This is a genomic window from Bacillus sp. 41-22, from assembly GCF_025809295.1.
In the GTDB taxonomy this organism is placed as follows: Bacteria; Bacillota; Bacilli; order Bacillales; family Bacillaceae_G; genus Bacillus_A; species Bacillus_A mycoides.
In genome coordinates, this window is record NZ_CP084035.1 from 4737466 (window position 1) to 4755569 (window position 18104).

An 18104-nucleotide genomic window follows, 5' to 3' on the forward strand; every position below is an offset into this window, starting at 1 on the left:
TGCAAAGTACTTTTTCATTATATAAAAATAGTAAAAGCATCCTTTATATGAAGGATGCTTTTACTATTCACCTACCACTTCCCCCTACACTCTTCAATCAAACACAGCAAATACCTCTTCGTCATATCAGCCCTCCTCCAAATAGAGAGCTTGCGCTTTCCCTTTGGATTATTTCGCATTCGCTCTACCTCTTTTAATAAAGGCTCCCATTCTTTCGCAGAACGTTCTAATAAGTATTGTAATCCTCTATCTTTTGAAACAATTGTTTTATGATCTAACGTATATAAAATGCGTCCCATCGTAACGACAGCTGATTCTACCCACTCTTCTATGAAAAATAAATATGGTTGCTTCGCTTTTTCACTCCAGTACTGTTCTACGTTGTATTTCATCGTATTTACTACATCATCCCACCTTATTTGAAAGGAAAGGTCTTCTACTTCTTTCCCGCTAACTGTAATACCTTGATTTTTCAATGTCCACCATGTGACCGCGTTAATATCCCAATGACCAATATCAGCCTTACTATCTGCACAATACACGTACTCATTCATTTCATCATTGTATTTCCCTAAATCAGCAAGCGGAATATACATACCATCCATTCTTTTACCTAACGTACTTTTACTATTTTTTTTATGCAGTTCTATAATTTGTTGTTTTTCAGCTTCATTCACGGAATCACTTATTACCGTAACAAAGTCAACATCGCTCGTTTCTATATGAAATGCTCCTAGCGCGATTGATCCGTAAATATATACCCCGACTATTTTTTCATCCGAAAAAATTTCTTTTAATTCTACTATGTACTGCTCCATTAATTGCTTTACTTCTTCTGGTAAAGCATGTTTTATTCCATTCTCCACATCTATCCCTCCAATAAAAAAAGCCTTCGCAAATTCGCAAAGGCTTCCTGCTTTATAAATATTTCTCGATTTCTTCGTAAACATCCTTCAAACGAGGATTTCCTTCTCCAACAATTTCTCCATTTACAAGAACGACCGGATAAAATAGATCTTCTTCCACTACGCGCTCTGCGAATGCTTTTTTATCTTCATCTTCTTGTTCTTCTTGAAAATCAATATACTCGAAATTAAATTTATTTTCTTGTCCTTCATATTTACGACCAATCGCCGCTTGTAACCACTCAAACGTTTCTGTTGAAGATGGCATTCCAACGCAGCTCGCACAAATTACTTTCGTCCCATACACTTGCACATTAACCATTTCTTCTCCCCCACTTCTTGTTTCAACAGTATATTCAGATGTCTTAGTACATAAGCACATCATTTTACAAACTTATTCCCTACCCCTATACTGAAAAAACACGTTGTAAACATGATAAAAAATTTCGACAATAAAACAAGAACAGAAAAAATAGATTTTCCCCTCTATCTTGATTATAATAAAACTGATGAAAGGAGTCGATAAAAATGGAAAACCCACATATGCAAGAACAAGTATTAGAAGTATTAGATAAATTACGTCCATTCTTACTTCGCGATGGCGGAGACGTTGAATTAGTAGACATTGAAGAAGGTATCGTAAAATTACGCCTTATGGGTGCTTGCGGAAGCTGCCCAAGTTCTACAATCACACTAAAAGCTGGTATCGAACGCGCACTACTTGAAGAAGTACCAGGCGTTATTGAAGTAGAACAAGTATTTTAATCTAAAAGCAGAAGCGGCTCGTTCAGAATCGCTTCCTAGAAAGAGACCCAAATGGGTCTCTTTTTTTATTCAAATAACACTTCCCCTTTAACATCATAAAACAAAATTGGAAATCCTTCTCAAAAAATGCGATAATTAATACTATAGAATCGTTCACACATATACAGAAAAAAACATAGGGGGACGACACATGCCAAGAATGGGGAACACTTTCTTAACAATTCAAGAACTAGAAAAGAAAAAAGAGTATTTATTAGACCTTTCATCCGTTATACCAACATGGAATGCAAGTTATCAATTTTTATTTAAAGAAATCCAGCAAGAATTATTGAGTAAAGTAAATGAAAAAATCGAAAGACATCAATTCATTTTAAATATATGTGCAGATCAACAGGTAGGGGCATAATGTATTACATACAATTGTGATATATAAAAAAGAGACCTCACCCGGTCTCTTTTTTCATTTTAAGACAGCCAATCTAATTTCCTAATGCCTAACTTATCAACAGGTAAACGAAATGACTCGTAAAAATGATTCATAAATTGCTCAGTGCGCTTCACATCATGTAAAATGATTTCTAAACGGGCTCTATATATGCCTTTTTGTTCTTCGTTTCCTGTTTGATAATATCGTTCAATCGTTTCAAAGTAGTGAAGCGGGAACAGAAGCCTTGCGAATAATAAGCGCCAACCAAATGAAGAGAGCGAATAATTACGTTCATAATCTGTAATGAATTGAACTACCGTTTGCTCCCAATCTTTCTTTTTTTCTATCATCATATAGCGAATACATTCTGCTATATCTCTACTTGGGTGATCATATACCCAATCAAAAGGAAGTTTTAAACGCTTCGTTTGCTGCCATAATAAAGGTGTAAATCGTTCTTGGCAAATTGTTGCTGCGTCAGTTATTTGTGGTGTATCGTCCATTTCTGTATCGACAACATATTGAATTGCATTTTCTGCAACTCCTAAGTAATACGGGAAGGATTCAATAAACAATTGATCGAATACGTCTGAAGGATGGTTCATCACTTGCGATTGCCAAAACCTTTCTAATTGGTCGAGCCTTTTTTCCCATAATGCTTTCCATTCACCAATGCGGCTTAATTGCTCAACTTCTTCTGGAAAGAATGCGCCACGTTTATGGAATATAGAAAGCTCACTTCCTAATGATGTAGCATGTCGCTCTAACATACGCATACCTTTTAATAAGCAGTAATTTTTTTCTTCTATCTCACTTACATAGTAGCCGTGTATAGTCGGAACGAAAGTCGAAACAGTTATATCCCCTTGCTGGTTCATATAATCACTGAGCTTTTTCATCTCTACAAGTACTTCTTCCTCCATTTCTCCAATTGGAACAAGTACATAAATTTTGTTGCGAATCCAAAAGCTTTTATAGGGGCCAAGGGGGATTAATTCTTTAACATGCATGTGATAATGCTCATAAATATGCTGAATCATCGCAGTCGCCACCTATGGTTTTTCTTTATATATATGAGCTTGTGCTCGCCTTTCATTCCTATGCACATGATAAAGCAACGAAACGTATACAAATACTAAAAAGAAAAAAAGGTGATAAACATGAAAGACTCAAATCAACTACAAGAAAGAGCATTACAACTATTACAAGAGCGCGGTGTAACAATTGACGATATTGCTGATCTTGTTCATTTTCTTCAAAAGAAATACCATGCAAATTTAGAGATGTCAGAATGTCGCTATAACGTTGAGCGTGTACTATCAAAACGAGAAGTACAAAACGCTCTTATTACAGGCATTGAACTTGATGTCCTTGCTGAAAAAGGAATGTTAAGTCAGCCGTTACAAGATATCGTAAAACGCGATGAAGGACTATATGGAATTGATGAAGTCATCGCACTTTCAATCGTTAACGTGTACGGGTCAATTGGCTTCACGAACTTTGGATATATCGATAAATTAAAACCAGGTATTTTAGAATACTTAAATGATAAATCAACTGGAAAGGTGCATACATTCCTTGATGATATCGTTGGCGGAATCGCTGCCGCTGCTTCAAGTCGTTTAGCGCACCGTGCTGAGCATTCGGAATAAGGGGTCTAGGCCGTCAGTTTCATACTGACGGCCTTTCATATTCCATAAGCATGAACTCTCTTCCACGGCTCAAAAAAAGAGGTCCTACTTGAAATCCAATGTTTTTATATAGCCTAATCGCTCTCTTATTGAATGTCGCTACACTCAGTCGAAACATTTTCGAATTCAATTCCTCAGTAGCAAATGCTATTCCCGCTTGAAAAAACATTTCCCCCATCCCTTTCCCTGTTAACTCCGGCTTCATTCCAAGCCCAATATCTACTACATCTTCTCCCCTATATAAATTAGCATCTCTTCCCCCTGGCACTTGTGCATTTTCTCCAAAACAAAAATAGCCGATGAATTCTCCATTCTCTCCGCAACAACCGTAATACGTTCCATCTAGCAACTCTTCTATTACTTCAGCATCTCCCGAAAAGCTATATAACGTATAGGGATTTTCATACTTCCACGTATTTATTTCTTTCGCTTCTTCTTCTGTTAACTTATGTATATCCATTCATCTCGCTCCTTATCAAATACTCTACTAATCTATATGTATTTACTCATTCATTTTCCAAACTTGATTCTCCTCTAATCGTAATATGCATAGTTACATACGCACACCCCTTTAAAAAATGCTAAAATTTATTTGAATCGCTGTTGTTACACTTCTTGATTAAGAAAGACTGTTAACCGGAAAATTAACGTCTTATCAAACTCAAGCAATTGGCACGTTTTGTCATCATGAAAGACACTCGAAAGAGTGTCTTTTTTCTATACCTGAGCAGGACCTGCTCATTTACAAAATTAATGCATAAATTAATATAACTCTTTAAACGCATTATTCCCTTTCTATATGTTGCGGCGTTCGTTGCGACATATTCGGATAATAAAAAGCACTCCAGCCAGAGTGCTTTTTACTTTCAAACAAGGAGGTTACATATATGGATAGTACTCTTGTATTTAACTTTGGTATCGGTATTGTTATCATTTTATTCGTCTTCTTTGTACTTTGTATGAGCGGGATATAATAATCTTTTATGCTGATAACTCCTTTAAAGTATCACTCAATTTAAACTTTCTTAATTGTAATGAAGCAATCATTGCTGCTCCTGCTCCGAGTATAATGCTAGCTAGTGCCAATATTAAAACTTGATTATACGGAATGATAATAACCGTTAACTCTAAGCTTGATAACACAATATAACTAAATACAATTCCACCTAAAACCCCAATACAACCAGCTATCGCTCCAAGTAAAGTGCCCTCTAATAAAACAATCCGTCTCATTTGCTTCGGAATAGCTCCTACCGCACGAATCATACTAATTTCAGCACGTCTTTCATGTAAACTTGAGACAATCGCATTCATTAACCCTATACCAGAAATAATGAAAACAATTACAACTAACAAGCGAATTAACATCATCATTTGCGATAATAACTGCTCCTGTTCTTTTAATAAATCATGGCTATTAATAACTTCTACGTTCTCTTTATTATTTGTAATTTGTTTTACTTGCTTCTTAATCTCTTCAAATGATTGATTAGAATTTGTCATAACTTGAATTGCTTCATATCCTTGCACGTGAAACTTATCACGAACCCATTGTTCATTTACGAAAATGTCTAATCCTCTTCCCCTTAATCCTTGCTCAATAATCGAAACGACTTTAATCGTTTGTTTTTCTTTCCCTTTTCCTTGTACTTCAATCGTATCATGCAACTGAATCCCTAATGTTTTAGCAGTTCTCTTCGTAACGACTCCCTCACCATCTTGTAATGGCTTATTTAAATCTTGTCCTGTAATCACTTTCGCTTTTGTTACTTTTTGATAAGCAACAATATCATTCCCCACAACTTCTATCACATCATATTCAAAATCATCTTTCCTCACATTTTCATACCACTCTTGATCCGCTTTTTTAAAATCATAATTTATAAGCTTCGCTGTAAAGTCAGTAACATTTGCTACGCTCTCTTCTACACCATCAATTTTTTTAACCTTCTCCATCCAACTAAATGGTAATACTTCAGTACTTTGCGACTCTATTGGAATTCTTATTACTAAATCAGCTGGTAAATGTTTTTGTAACCCATCTTTCATGCCTTCGTAAATAGAGTTTATATACATCGTTCCAACAAGTGCTAACATAAAACCAAATGCTAGTATAGCAACCGATACAGCTGCCTTATTTCGATAACGAATTACATTTCGGCTACTAATCGTCGTTTCAATTCGTAATATCATTTGAAGTGGTTTTGCAATCACTGGTGCTATCATCCGAATAAATAACGGAATCGCAAATAACAAACCGACCGCAAATAACAGCGCACCTATCGCACTTGGATTAAAACCGATATATCGCTCTAATACGTTACCCGCTAGTCCAATAACAGTACCAATGATTAAAATGCTACCACTAAAAGCACTCCACCTTTTTTCTTTTTTCTCATTACTAGGAAGACCTGGCCTAAGCGCTTGAACTGGTGGAATCTTTCTAACCATAAAGGCTGGTATAATAGCCCCTATGATAGACATAACAATCCCTAGTAAAAACGTAATGAGTAAAATCTCGCCTGAAATCGAGAATGATTCTTTCACTGCCCCCTCAATATTCACCCATTTATTAATGAATGATGCGGCGATTGTTTGCGTACCTGCTCCAAGAATAACTCCTGCTAGTGATCCGATTGCCCCAATACATAAAGCCTCTAATAAAACGACTAATATAATTTGATTTGGATTACTACCAAGTGCACGTAATAATGCCCATTGCTTAAATCGACTTCTGACAGATAAGAAGAAACTTCCCATTATTAAAAGGGCTACAACAAATAAGGCAATACCACCTAAACTAAAAATTAATGGCTTCATTACATTTAGTCGTTCAAATGCCTTATCTACATAAGTACGTTGGTCCACCTTTATATTTTCAATCTTTTTATGTACATCAAAAGCAATTGCTTTTTTCACATTTACATCTTGTACTTTCACTTGAACAAGATTGAATTGATTTGGTAAATTTAATTCTTTTTGAAGCCAATGGATTGGAAAATAAGCACTATGCCCCATTGACGCCATTAACGGTGGATTTAAAATACCGACAACTTTCACAGCCTTTTCACCATGCTGCGGGAATGGCAGTTTAATCGTATCTCCTACCCGTATATTTTCACGATCTGTATACCCTTTTGTCAGTGCTACTTCAGCACCTTCTTTCGGATATCGTCCTTCTAATATTTTATAAGAATGCATTTCTGGAGAATCTTGCTCAACACCCCAATAAGATGGCTTTCCCGATAGTTCTTTATAATGTGGAAAAGGATACGGTATAAGTGCTTTTGATATTTTTTCAGCATTTTCTAAGCCATCTATTCCTTTTAAACTTTCATTATTTAAATACATGTCATTTTTTATATAGCCAAATTGTAAATTATAATCTCCATACCGACTTACTACTTGTTCCTTCACACTTTGCTCTACTGATTGATTACCTAGTAATAACATCGTCGCTAACATAACACCTAAAGCTGCACCGAGGGCAATCAACATATTTCGCAACCAATTTTGTTTCATCGATTTTACCGCATACTTAATTACCCATCGCATCACCTTTACCTCCTACTTTAAAGTGACGATTCATAATCTCTTGAATTTGAGTAACTTGTTGCGGGATATTTCGAAATTTCCACCCTTTACTTTCAGTATGCTCATGAATCACCTCACCATCTAATAAGAAAACGACTTTATCAGCATGGGCCGCTACGAACGGATCGTGCGTTACAATGACAGCTGTTTGCCCTAATTCATCACATGCATTGCGAAGTGCCGCGATAATATTTTTGCTGTTTTCTGAATCTAACGCCCCTGTTGGCTCATCTGCTAATATAATAGCCGGCTCATTTGCAAAAGCTCTTGCTATCGCAACCCTTTGCTGTTGCCCACCTGATAACTGTGCTGGTAAATGCTTTTCTTTTCCTTTCAATCCAACGAGCTCTAATAAACGATTTGCTGTCACCGTTGCCTTCTTTTGCGAAACATTATCTAATAGTAAAGGCAACCCTACATTTTCCTCCGCATTAAACACTGGAATTAAATTAAACTGCTGAAAAATAAAACCGATTTTATGCCTTCTAAATAAAGCGAGCTCTTTTTCTTTTAATGTTGAAATCTCCGTACCATCAACTCGAATACTACCTACCGATGGAATATCTAATCCACCTAACAGCTGAAGTAAAGTCGTTTTACCCGATCCACTTGCCCCCATAATACAAACAAAGTCACCTTTTTGAATTTGAACATTAATATCTTTTAAGATCTTTACTTTACTATCCCCAATATCAAACGATTTTTCTAACCCTTCAATTTCAATAATATTCATCCCGATATCCCCTTTTCTCTCTATTTACCAATCTATATATTCTATTCGAAAATGCAAAATACCTACTATTTTGTATTTTTTTGTCACATACTAACATTTATATTAACCGGCAGTAAGTGCCCGATTAATGTGAGCAAATAATCAGTGCGGGATGGACACCCCCCACCTATTAAAATTTCACTTTATTTCTCACGTCAGAAAAGTTGACTCTCGCAACGGAAGTAACCATAATAATTACACGAATATATAAAAACTATTCACATATCCACAATTAGGAGGAAGAACAATGAAACATGTGATCGTTTATGCACACCCGAATACAGAAAGCTTCAACCATGCAATTTTAGAAACTGTAAAAAGTGAATTAGAAGGAAAAGGTCATGAAGTACGCGTTCGTGATTTATACGAATTAAACTTCAATCCAGTATTAGGTGCTTCCGATTTCATCTCATTTTCCCAAGGAAACACACCAGAAGATATTAAAGAAGAACAAAAGCATATCTCTTGGGCTGATAGTATTACATTCATTTACCCAGTTTGGTGGGCGGGTCTTCCTGCTATTTTAAAAGGATACGTTGACCGTGTATTTAGCCACGGCTTCGCTTATGCTTACGGTGAGAATGGTATTGAAAAGTTATTAAGCAGTAAAAAAGGATTGTTATTATCTACGATGGGAAATTCGAAAGAAGTATACACAGCAGGCGGTATGTTTGATGCAATGAAAAAAACAACTGATGCTGGTATTTTTGAATTTACAGGCATTGAAACACTGGAACATACATTCTACACAAGTGTTCCTTCTGTGGATGACAGTGTGCGTAAACAATATCTTGAAGAAGTTAAAGACGTAGTGAATCGTGCGTTTTAATAAAAAAACTCCGGTTATAACAACCGGAGTTTTTATTTCATCATCAATTTCGGAATATATCTTTGAAGAATGCTTTCTAATTCATTCATATCTTCCTGTCTAATAAGTAAATTCACATTATCATTCATTTTTTCTCGCCCGCGATATAAAAATATATTTTCTTTTGGATTTTCCCATGTTGATGTTTTATAGCCTTTTAATTCTTCGTATGAATAATAGTTCAATCCGTCTATTACACCTTTTTCATATATTTGTACACTTTTAATAAGATTGATCGCTATTAAAATCATAAAACAACTTGCTACAGCATAACTACCTGACTGAATGAGAAACTGTTCAAATGTACCAATATCACCACTTACGTATTGAGCATATATATACATACATTGTCCGATAAAGTACGCTGGTCCAAGTAAGGCAATCCAACGTCGTTTCACCCGAGGATATGCTGCAATAAGCTTTCCCGCGCTTTTTTTCATTTCATTTATTTTATATATCTTCCATAGAACAAAGAATAAAACACATAATGTAAAAATAAACATAATACATGACATCCAGTACACTCTTATCCCCCTCTTCTCATCATTATATATAAATTTTACATTTTAAATCCCTATAGTACATATGCAATTGTGCATAAAAAAACAGGCAACCTCTTCCGGTTACCTGCCTTTCATTACATCTTCTCAATCCACTCCGTCAAGTTGTGCACAACTTGCGTCGGTTGTACTTCATATTCTGTTAACTTGTCCACAGTTGTTACTCCAGTGTGGACAAGAAGGGTATGCATACTAGCATTTATCCCCGCTAAAATATCTGTATCGTAGTTATCCCCAACCATTAAAGCTTCTTCTTTTCCTATGCCAAGCACTTTTAACGCTTGTTCCATAATGATTGATTCTGGTTTACCAATAAAGATTGGGTCCACACCTGTTGATACTGCAACAACTGATGTTAATGAACCGTTACCTGGTAATAATCCGCGCTCAGTCGGAATTGCGATATCCCCATTTGTTGAAATAAACGTTGCACCGTTACGCACAGCAAGGCACGCTTTTGCTAATTTTTCATATGTGATATCGCGATCTAAACCAACAATGACGAAATCAGGATTTTCATCCACAAGTTCAAAGCCTTTTTCCACAAGTGCAGCGTGTAAGCCCTCTTCACCAATCATATATACAGTTGCATCTTGTTTGCGCTCATAAATAAAGTTCGCTGTAGCCATACTCGTTGTGAATACTTGCTCCGCTTTCGCTGGAATATCGAAACGAACAAGCTTTTCTGCAACTTGTTCTGGTTTACGAGTTGAGTTATTTGTAACGAATAAATATGGAATACCGCGCTCTCCTAATGCTTTTACGAAGTCGCTTGCTTCTTCAATTTGTTCTTCACCGCGATACATTGTACCGTCTAAATCAATTAAATAGCCTTTATACATCTGTTTGTCTCTCCTTCTATGCTAACGTTCTCATCTATCATACCACTCTTATATTAACCCCTTTTTCAAAAGAAAAAAACGCTTTACCCTAAAGCGTCCCATAACGTTCATTTTTTCTCTTTTATTTGGTACGAACAATTACAATCGCCCACGCACATGTTTGCTAACGTCTTCACATTTGCATCTGCAAATAACCGCTTATACATATCTTTTTCATCTTCACACACTTGCGGGAATCTCTCTGCAATTTCCTTTAACGGACAGTTTTGCTTTTCAAATATGAAAGAATGCTCCCCATCTCGCTTTATTTGAACCATATAACCGTTTCTCTCTTGCATAGCAGCTACTTCTTGAACTTTATACGCTAAATTGCTTTGATTACTTATCCTCTTTTGTAACTGTTCTTCCATTCGTTTCGTTCTCGCTTGCAAGACGTGACGCAGCATTTTTTCATCGCCCATTCGAGCTAAATCTTCTAGCATATCAATAGCAAACTGCTTATATTCTTTCGGGAATGTATCTTCTCCCTTTTGACTTAATCCATACAAATATGTTGGGCGTCCAACATGCTGCCTTACCATCTTTGAATAAATTAGCTCATCATTTTCTAGTTTACTTAAATGTCGACGAATCGCCATCTCTGTAATTTCTAAAGCTTCGGCTAATTCTGCTACAGTATGCTCTCCTTTTATCTTCAGTAATTGTACAATCTCTTCTCTCGTAGTACGTGCTTCCCCCATAGCTCACCCTTCTCCCTTTTCTTTCTCCTATACAATATAAGATCCCCAAAGGAATTCCCGGGGATCTTATAAGCACAATTATTCTGGTACAAATGCAGATACAGGTCCTAATTCCTTTTCTAAATAACTGTGAATATTCGCTGGGTATTTCTCTACCACGGCGATATGTTTTTGAATCGTCTTATATAATTCATCATGATTCATTTGAATATAATCTTGCGTAAGCATTTTTCGAAGAAGAATAATTTCTTTAATATGCGCTCCCTCTTCTCCACTTATAACTCTCTCGTCCATTAAAATATCAATAATATCTTCGTAACTTCCTGGATCGCGCATAATAAATCCATCAATCATCGCATTCCCTACATCTAATATACAATCGATAATAAGATGGGCTATGCGCTCTAATGCATAAAATTCAAACTCTGTTTCATATGTCTTTTTCTCTTGAAATGTATTTGTTGCTCGTTCTAAACATACTAGCATTTGTTCTATTTTCTTTCTGTCTACGAAGTACATGAATGTCACCTACCTGGAAATTAAAGCATTTACATTTTAATTGTAACGCTTTCTTCTGAAAAAATCGACAATTTTTCGAATTCACCTTTTCCTCGTTATTTGTTATAGTTATATTTGTATGATTTTTGAAATTGGAGGAATGCAACCTTGGAACGTGAACTCGCACTAGAAATTGTCCGTGTAACAGAAGCAGCAGCCTTAGCATCCGCACAGTGGATGGGCCGCGGAAAGAAAAACGAAGCAGATGATGCAGCAACTACAGCTATGCGTGATATGTTCGATTCAGTAAACATGGCAGGTACAGTTGTAATCGGTGAAGGAGAACTTGATGAAGCACCGATGTTGTATATTGGTGAAGAACTAGGAACAGGTAACGGTCCAGAAGTAGATATCGCCGTTGATCCATTAGAAGGTACAAACATCGTTGCAAAAGGCCTTGCAAATGCAATGGCAGTTATCGCAATCGCAGATAAAGGAAACCTTCTTCATGCTCCGGATATGTACATGGAAAAAATCGCGGTTGGTCCAAAAGCAGCTGGTAAAATTAGCTTAGATGATCCAATTGAAAAAACAATTGATATTGTAGCAGAAGCAAACAATAAAAAAATTCGTGACCTAACGGTTATCATCCAAGAACGTGAACGTCATCAAGATATTATTGACCGTGTTCGTGCAAAAGGTGCACGCGTAAAATTATTTGGTGATGGAGATGTTGGTGCATCAATCGCAACAGCTTTACCTGGAACAGGTATCGACTTATTCGTAGGTGTTGGCGGAGCTCCAGAAGGCGTTATTTCTGCAGCAGCATTAAAATGCCTTGAAGGTGAAATGCAAGCTCGCTTAGTTCCAATGAACGAAGAAGAAGAAGCTCGTTGTCGTGAAATGGGATTAGAAGATCCTCGTCAACTTCTTATGTTAGATGACTTAGTATCTGGTGATGATGCAATCTTCTCAGCAACAGGTGTATCTGCTGGTGAATTATTAGACGGCGTGAAATTCCTTGGCGGAGATTTAGCTGAAACATATTCTATCGTAATGCGTTACAAAACAAGAACAGTACGTTTCATTAAAACGCATCACCATTTAGATCATAAACCACACTTAAACTTAGATATTTAATAAAGGAGCCATGTGTATGGAAGAACGTTTCTTTCTGTACGACGATACAGTCGCTACAAAAACGCGTTTCGTTAGCTTTTTGGGGGAAAATGAGCGTCATGATTTAGCGCTTCTATACTCCGATCGTCATTACGGTAAAACGATAGTCCTTGATATGCAAAGCAACAAATTTGCTATCATCGGTCCTGACGATTTAAATGAACAAGGCTACTTAGAGCATGCATTTTCGATGTCTGAAGAAAATGCAGAAGAATTACGCTCATTTTTATTTGAACTTATATAATTTATCTGGAGCACCAGCTATGTTAGCTGGTGTTTTTTTACAATTTATATTTTGAATTTTCAATCTTATATGTTATACTTATGAACAAATCTATTTGGATAGAAAGGACGTTATCTGCGTATGCCAACATTTACTTTGTAATGGATCAGCAATTGGATAGCATTACTCTCAAAAAAGCACCGTGCTTTTTCAAGGGAGTAGTCTGCCCATTCCCATTACGAAGGAACGTAACGCATCTGTAGTATGATGTTTACGGAGGTTCCTCTTGGGGGAACCTCTTTTTATTTTTGTCTACTTCTTATGTCTTCATACTACAAGACATCCAAATAGCTGTATTACGTTCCTTTGCCACTAATATAAGAGGTGAAGGAAAATGCAGAAAGTACAACTTTCTTGGAGTTTATATGAAAACGAACTAGCAACAATCGAAAAATATTGTAAAAATTGCAGGCGTACTACCCTTTTTACCGACACGAACATTCGCAGGCATAACGCAAACGGAAAGAACATATACCGATTTGCAATTTATAAATGTCCGAAAGATCATACGTGGAATCAAAAACTTCATATTTATAAATCATTTACTGATCACGTCGAAACTGTCGAGATGACTCAGCAGGAACAAACGGAAACAAGTACTACCATTTCCATTACACAATACAAAGAAAGTGGTATAGCCGAAATAACGATCGTATTAGACATAGTTTTCGGTTCCCACCGGATTGATAAAGTGTTATCCACATATATTTCAGATTGGAGCCGTGCACTCATTGTGGATAAAATTAAAAATGGGCATATCCAATTGAACGGACAACAAATGAAACCAAACAAAACTCTTTCTGAAGGTGATTACATTTCAATTTGTTTGTAAGGTGGACTCTCATGTTAAAGGTGAGAAAAGGTACGATTGATTTATTGAATGACTTAGATGTAATGTAAACAGTCTCCTCATAATTACTATGAAAAAATCCTCTTACAATCGTAAGAGGATTTTTTCATTTCTTCACTTTTCGCAATACAAAGTGTGCACAACCGAAGTTACAGTACTCGTATAAATACTCTGATAAAGTACTAATTTTCGTATCATATGTCGAACGTTGATTACTATCATCAAAGAATCCGCGCAATCTAAGTTGCTCATAACCCCAGTCTCCAACGATATAATCATATTTATTTAAAATTTCTGCATAGCGCTCTTTAAGTGCTTCTTCACTAAAACCGTCACGAAAGTTTTTAATCACTTCGTACTGAACATTATTAACGCTCACCGTAGTATGAATCTCTTGCTTTTGCTCCATTATGAACTTCCTCTCTAAGCATTCTTCTTTTTATCGTATCACAAAGCATAACAACCAACAATTTCAAATACAAAAAATTGAAAATTAGTGCATGCTATGGAGAAGGAGGTGCTACATCGTGAAAAAACAAATTATACTCTCTCTTCTCACTCTTTCCTTATTTGTGGGTTGCCAATCAACTAATAAAGCCGAAATGGAGCGTGAAGAAGGAAGTCGTGTTCTTGTTTCCAACAAAAACGACATGTATCATACGGAAAATACAAATACACGGCTCACAAGGGTGGGCTATTCATCTAAACAAAAACATGAAGTATCTAACAAACAAGTAGGCGCCATTAACCGTGAGAAAGTCGCTGAAATGATTACAAGCATGACAGTCAAACTTCCTGACGTCACCAATGCCGCTACACTCGTTACCGACGACGAAGTGTTCGTTGTATACCGTGCAAACACAACGGATCCAAAACTCGTAACAGATCAAGTATATAAAACTGCTTTGTCCATCGTTCCTCGCTATTATAAAGCATATGTATCAACAAACCAAAAGTTGATTTCTCAAATTCAAGGTCTTCAATCTGGTAGCTTAAACGATAAAGAATATGAACAAAGTCTTGATATGTTAAAACGGGAAATGAGCGATAATCCTCATTTGAACAATACGGGGGATCAAACTTTAAATGATATGATTAAAAAATAAAAAGGTGGAGAAAACCTCCACCTTTTTACTATTTCTTACGATCCGCATAAACCTCCATCGCATCACACATAAACTGCGCTAAACCTTCACCAAACTTATCAATATTTTTCGTAAAACGCTCATCAGCAACATACATTTGACCGAGTCCCTTAAAGGCCTCTAATGAATATTCACCGAAGTTTTGCAAGTAATCGTACCATACCCCGATTGCGGATTGCGCCTCTTTAGAATCAGGTGCTCCATTTCGAAGTGTTGCTAGATTTCTGTAAATATTATTAAACTCCTCCTGTTTCTCTTTAGACATCCCCTTCGCTGTTTTATTCGCTTTATCTACAGCCTCATCTCCCCATCGTTCCCGTGCTTCTTCTTCGTACGGGTTATGACTAAAATCAAATCCTTCAAATTTCTCTTTATTCGTCATATCAATCTCTCCTTTTGTATGCTGAATTGTTTTATTAATCGTCGCTATCACCTTATCTAACCTGGCACGCTTTTCAAGAAGCATTTTCTTATGAAGTTGTAGTGCTTCTTCATGATCAAATGATGGACTCATGATAATTTCTTTAATCTTCTTCAAAGGGAAGCCTAGCTCTTTAAAAAACAAAATTTGCTGCAACGTTTCTAAATTTTCATTGGAATACAGACGATATCCAGACTCTGTCGTCTCATCTGGGGTTAACAACCCAATTTCATCGTAATGATGCAGTGTGCGCACACTAATCCCAACTAAATTAGCTACTTCTTTTACCCTCATTGTCATGCGTATCTCCCCCTTAATACATACGATAAAGTATGACGCAACGTTAGAGTCAATAAAAATTTCATTTTGTTTTTGAAAGATTCATCTCTCCACATTCTCCTACATTTCATGCATAATATATATGTACGTACATTAGAAAGCGGTGAAAGTATGGTTTCAAATACTGTAATTGCCAGCATCATATTTCAACTTGTTGTTTCGGTTCTGGTCCCAATTATTGTACTCGTTTATTTCCGTAAAAAATATAATATTAATTGGAAAGTGGTCGGCGTTGGTGTTCTTATCTTTATTGGATTTACCCAAATTCTCGAAACACCGTTCCACCTATTTATGCGTGGTAATCCAGCAATCGCTCCATTTTTAGAAAATCCGTATGTCTTTGCAATTTATGGCGGACTAACTGCTGGTATTTTTGAAGAATTAGGACGCTTCGTTGCCTTCTTCTTCCTACTAAAAAAATATCTAGAATATAAAGATGGCTTCGCTTATGGAATTGGTCATGGCGGGATTGAATCCATTTTAGTTGGCGGATTCTCTGCATTGCAGACACTTATATTCGCTAATGCTATTAACAATGGTAGCTTCGCTCAAATGGCAGAAAAACTACCACAATTAAATCTTGTAAAGGATATGTTAATAGAACAACCTGCCTATTTATACTTACTCGGTAGCCTAGAAAGAATTATGGCACTCGTGCTGCAAATTGCCTTCACAATGCTTGTCGTATACGCTGTAAAACAGAAGAAATATATTTTCCTTGTTTACGCTATATTATTCCACGCATTTGTAGACTTTTTCGCGGCACTTTACCAAACAAAAACAATTAACATCTTTGTTGCAGAAGGAATTACTCTTCTCTTCGCGATTGGTGGTTTCATTCTTATTCGTAAAATGAAAGAGAAATTAGTACGTGTGCCAGAGTAAAAAATAACCCACCAGTTGGTGGGTTATTTTTTATATGGATTTTCGTAGTGATGATAACTTTTCCCCCCTTGCAGCTCCCTCTTTGTTTCTGCATCTATAACGATGTACTTATGAAACTCATCTACTTCATCTTGAGAAAAGGAACCAAAAAAATAAAGTGAAACTTTAATCAGTGGGGGTTTATCCACTGATTATTAGTTGAACCAATCGGGCTTTTACGGGCAGTTGATCTCCCATTTAACTACTTTTCTTTAAAACTGAATTTTGCGGTGGGAGTCTTACTGCCCGTTAATGCGGGGTAAACTTGGCGATCAGGGTGAATAAAAAAACCTTGAAACACCACGCTACTCCGACAACCCACGGCTGTTTTTTGTCTGAAAGAAAATTCTTCATCGGGCACTTCTTTAAATAAAATCTTTTTCCGAACACTATATGCTGCATTTTTATATTCTTTATACACCTTTTTATCTAACTGTTCGTAAAACACATCCTCACTCACAAATGGCTTATTTCGATTGCTTGGATAGTCTAATTTTTGATTTGATTGTGCATATGTTGTGGACAATTGCGCGAGAAAACAAATACTGAATACAATGCATATCATTTTTTTCATAATTGCACCTCAAATTTTCATTATCCACATTACTTTTCCACATACTTAGATCACTATTTCGTTTCCAATAAAAAGGAATTTTTTCCACATTTGTCGAAGTATATAGCGTCAACTTGAAAGATGGGGATGAATTATGAAGAAAATTATTGTAATACGACATTGTTCCGCAACTGGACAAAAACGTGATGCCGAATTAACGTTTGCCGGAAAAGATCAAGCTAACACCCTTGCTGCATTCCTCTTAGAAAATCAGCTACAAATAGATCATATTATTTCGAGCCCATTTGTCCGAGCTATCGATTCCATTCGGCCCTATGCGATTCAAGCTAACCTATCTATCGAAGAGGATGAACGATTAGCTGAACGTATATTAAGCAACGTTCCGATGGATGATTGGATGCAAAAACTAGAATCTACTTTTACAAACATAGATATTGCCTTTTCAGGCGGAGAGTCAACAAAACAAGCAACGGACCGTGCTATATCGCTTATCCAAGACGTTTTAAAGTTAAACCATACTACAACACTACTCGTTACACATGGAAACTTACTTACGCTCATTTTAAAGCACTTTGATCGTACGATCGGCTTTAGTGAATGGAGAACTTTAACGAATCCTGATGTTTACGAAATTACAATCGATGAACAAAGTTTCATAAAACGATTATGGGAAGCATCGTCCAAGTAATATCCCTTTCCAAAACACTCAGTTGACGCCACGAGAAGA

General features: G+C 36.4%; 22 protein-coding genes and 1 pseudogene. 10 read left to right on the top strand and 13 right to left on the bottom strand.

The window, feature by feature from the left end:
* Positions 1–71: 71 nt before the first annotated feature.
* The gene (locus LCF45_RS24460; protein ID WP_141110036.1) at positions 72–866 is read right to left on the bottom strand and encodes a nucleotidyltransferase domain-containing protein; all 795 of its coding nucleotides are present in this window, start codon (positions 864–866) and stop codon (positions 72–74) included.
* 52 nt (positions 867–918) lie between these two features.
* Positions 919–1227 (bottom strand): YuzD family protein, encoded by a 309-nt coding sequence (locus LCF45_RS24465; RefSeq protein WP_000248590.1) that lies wholly within the window; start codon positions 1225–1227, stop codon positions 919–921.
* A 206-nt stretch (positions 1228–1433) separates the two neighbouring features.
* On the opposite strand from LCF45_RS24465, the gene LCF45_RS24470 reads away from it, so the two are divergent.
* Both LCF45_RS24470 and LCF45_RS24475 read left to right on the top strand, forming a co-directional pair.
* Positions 1434–1670, top strand: a complete 237-nt coding sequence (locus LCF45_RS24470; protein ID WP_000431159.1) for a NifU family protein — start codon at positions 1434–1436, stop codon at positions 1668–1670.
* A gap of 190 nt (positions 1671–1860) precedes the next feature.
* Complete coding sequence (locus tag LCF45_RS24475; RefSeq protein ID WP_001137788.1) at positions 1861–2076, top strand: hypothetical protein; 216 nt, start codon at positions 1861–1863, stop codon at positions 2074–2076.
* A gap of 59 nt (positions 2077–2135) precedes the next feature.
* Here the strand turns inward: LCF45_RS24475 and yutH are convergent, their stop codons facing one another.
* Positions 2136–3137, bottom strand: coding sequence for a spore coat putative kinase YutH (gene yutH, locus LCF45_RS24480; RefSeq protein ID WP_002089339.1), 1002 nt, complete (start codon positions 3135–3137; stop codon positions 2136–2138).
* A 120-nt stretch (positions 3138–3257) separates the two neighbouring features.
* Here yutH and LCF45_RS24485 point away from each other — a divergent pair, with 120 nt between their 5' ends.
* A complete protein-coding gene (locus LCF45_RS24485; protein WP_002015902.1) occupies positions 3258–3749 on the top strand; it encodes a phosphatidylglycerophosphatase A family protein in 492 nt (163 codons plus the stop codon).
* Positions 3750–3768: 19 nt separating this feature from the next.
* On the opposite strand, the gene LCF45_RS24490 is transcribed toward LCF45_RS24485, so the two are convergent.
* The 3 genes from LCF45_RS24490 to LCF45_RS24500 form a co-directional block, all read right to left on the bottom strand.
* Positions 3769–4248, bottom strand: coding sequence for a GNAT family N-acetyltransferase (locus tag LCF45_RS24490; protein WP_088291195.1), 480 nt, complete (start codon positions 4246–4248; stop codon positions 3769–3771).
* A gap of 521 nt (positions 4249–4769) precedes the next feature.
* Positions 4770–7343: an FtsX-like permease family protein gene (locus LCF45_RS24495; protein WP_002129725.1), complete on the bottom strand. Its 2574-nt coding sequence runs from the start codon at positions 7341–7343 to the stop codon at positions 4770–4772.
* Entirely contained in the window at positions 7327–8115 is a 789-nt protein-coding gene (locus LCF45_RS24500) for an ABC transporter ATP-binding protein (RefSeq protein WP_002129726.1), read from the bottom strand. Before LCF45_RS24500 ends, LCF45_RS24495 begins: the two co-directional genes overlap by 17 nt.
* 286 nt (positions 8116–8401) lie before the next feature.
* Here LCF45_RS24500 and LCF45_RS24505 point away from each other — a divergent pair, with 286 nt between their 5' ends.
* The gene (locus LCF45_RS24505; protein WP_002129727.1) at positions 8402–8983 is read left to right on the top strand and encodes an NAD(P)H-dependent oxidoreductase; all 582 of its coding nucleotides are present in this window, start codon (positions 8402–8404) and stop codon (positions 8981–8983) included.
* Between the two features lie 32 nt (positions 8984–9015).
* On the opposite strand, the gene LCF45_RS24510 is transcribed toward LCF45_RS24505, so the two are convergent.
* From LCF45_RS24510 to LCF45_RS24525, 4 genes are all read right to left on the bottom strand, one after another.
* A complete protein-coding gene (locus LCF45_RS24510) occupies positions 9016–9546 on the bottom strand; it encodes a hypothetical protein (RefSeq protein ID WP_002184742.1) in 531 nt (176 codons plus the stop codon).
* A gap of 113 nt (positions 9547–9659) precedes the next feature.
* Complete coding sequence (locus LCF45_RS24515; protein WP_002089349.1) at positions 9660–10424, bottom strand: TIGR01457 family HAD-type hydrolase; 765 nt, start codon at positions 10422–10424, stop codon at positions 9660–9662.
* 107 nt (positions 10425–10531) lie between these two features.
* Entirely contained in the window at positions 10532–11164 is a 633-nt protein-coding gene (locus LCF45_RS24520; RefSeq protein ID WP_002139296.1) for a helix-turn-helix transcriptional regulator, read from the bottom strand.
* Positions 11165–11242: 78 nt separating this feature from the next.
* Positions 11243–11683 (bottom strand): DUF86 domain-containing protein, encoded by a 441-nt coding sequence (locus LCF45_RS24525; RefSeq protein WP_078422102.1) that lies wholly within the window; start codon positions 11681–11683, stop codon positions 11243–11245.
* Positions 11684–11830: 147 nt separating this feature from the next.
* Between LCF45_RS24525 and glpX the strand changes: the two genes are divergently transcribed.
* From glpX to LCF45_RS24540, 3 genes are all read left to right on the top strand, one after another.
* On the top strand, positions 11831–12802 hold the full coding sequence (gene glpX, locus LCF45_RS24530; RefSeq protein ID WP_002015911.1) for a class II fructose-bisphosphatase: 972 nt from the start codon (positions 11831–11833) through the stop codon (positions 12800–12802).
* A 16-nt stretch (positions 12803–12818) separates the two neighbouring features.
* Positions 12819–13085 carry a DUF3055 domain-containing protein gene (locus LCF45_RS24535; RefSeq protein WP_002034592.1) on the top strand — a complete coding sequence of 89 codons (267 nt, stop codon included), beginning with the start codon at positions 12819–12821 and terminating at the stop codon, positions 13083–13085.
* Positions 13086–13458: 373 nt separating this feature from the next.
* Complete coding sequence (locus LCF45_RS24540) at positions 13459–13956, top strand: hypothetical protein (RefSeq protein ID WP_002129735.1); 498 nt, start codon at positions 13459–13461, stop codon at positions 13954–13956.
* A gap of 124 nt (positions 13957–14080) precedes the next feature.
* Here LCF45_RS24540 and LCF45_RS24545 read toward each other — a convergent pair whose 3' ends face one another.
* A complete protein-coding gene (locus tag LCF45_RS24545; protein ID WP_002015914.1) occupies positions 14081–14383 on the bottom strand; it encodes a YutD family protein in 303 nt (100 codons plus the stop codon).
* Between the two features lie 118 nt (positions 14384–14501).
* Here LCF45_RS24545 and LCF45_RS24550 point away from each other — a divergent pair, with 118 nt between their 5' ends.
* Positions 14502–15080, top strand: coding sequence for a YhcN/YlaJ family sporulation lipoprotein (locus LCF45_RS24550; RefSeq protein ID WP_002129737.1), 579 nt, complete (start codon positions 14502–14504; stop codon positions 15078–15080).
* 28 nt (positions 15081–15108) lie between these two features.
* On the opposite strand, the gene LCF45_RS24555 is transcribed toward LCF45_RS24550, so the two are convergent.
* On the bottom strand, positions 15109–15840 hold the full coding sequence (locus LCF45_RS24555; protein WP_002143625.1) for a MerR family transcriptional regulator: 732 nt from the start codon (positions 15838–15840) through the stop codon (positions 15109–15111).
* 108 nt (positions 15841–15948) lie between these two features.
* Here LCF45_RS24555 and LCF45_RS24560 point away from each other — a divergent pair, with 108 nt between their 5' ends.
* Positions 15949–16764, top strand: coding sequence for a YhfC family intramembrane metalloprotease (locus tag LCF45_RS24560; protein ID WP_263894343.1), 816 nt, complete (start codon positions 15949–15951; stop codon positions 16762–16764).
* A 301-nt stretch (positions 16765–17065) separates the two neighbouring features.
* Here LCF45_RS24560 and LCF45_RS24565 read toward each other — a convergent pair.
* Positions 17066–17377 (bottom strand): annotated as a pseudogene (locus LCF45_RS24565) (hypothetical protein); the annotation flags it as partial.
* 133 nt (positions 17378–17510) lie between these two features.
* Here LCF45_RS24565 and LCF45_RS24570 point away from each other — a divergent pair.
* The gene (locus LCF45_RS24570; protein ID WP_002184735.1) at positions 17511–18065 is read left to right on the top strand and encodes a histidine phosphatase family protein; all 555 of its coding nucleotides are present in this window, start codon (positions 17511–17513) and stop codon (positions 18063–18065) included.
* The last annotated feature ends 39 nt before the right edge of the window (positions 18066–18104 follow it).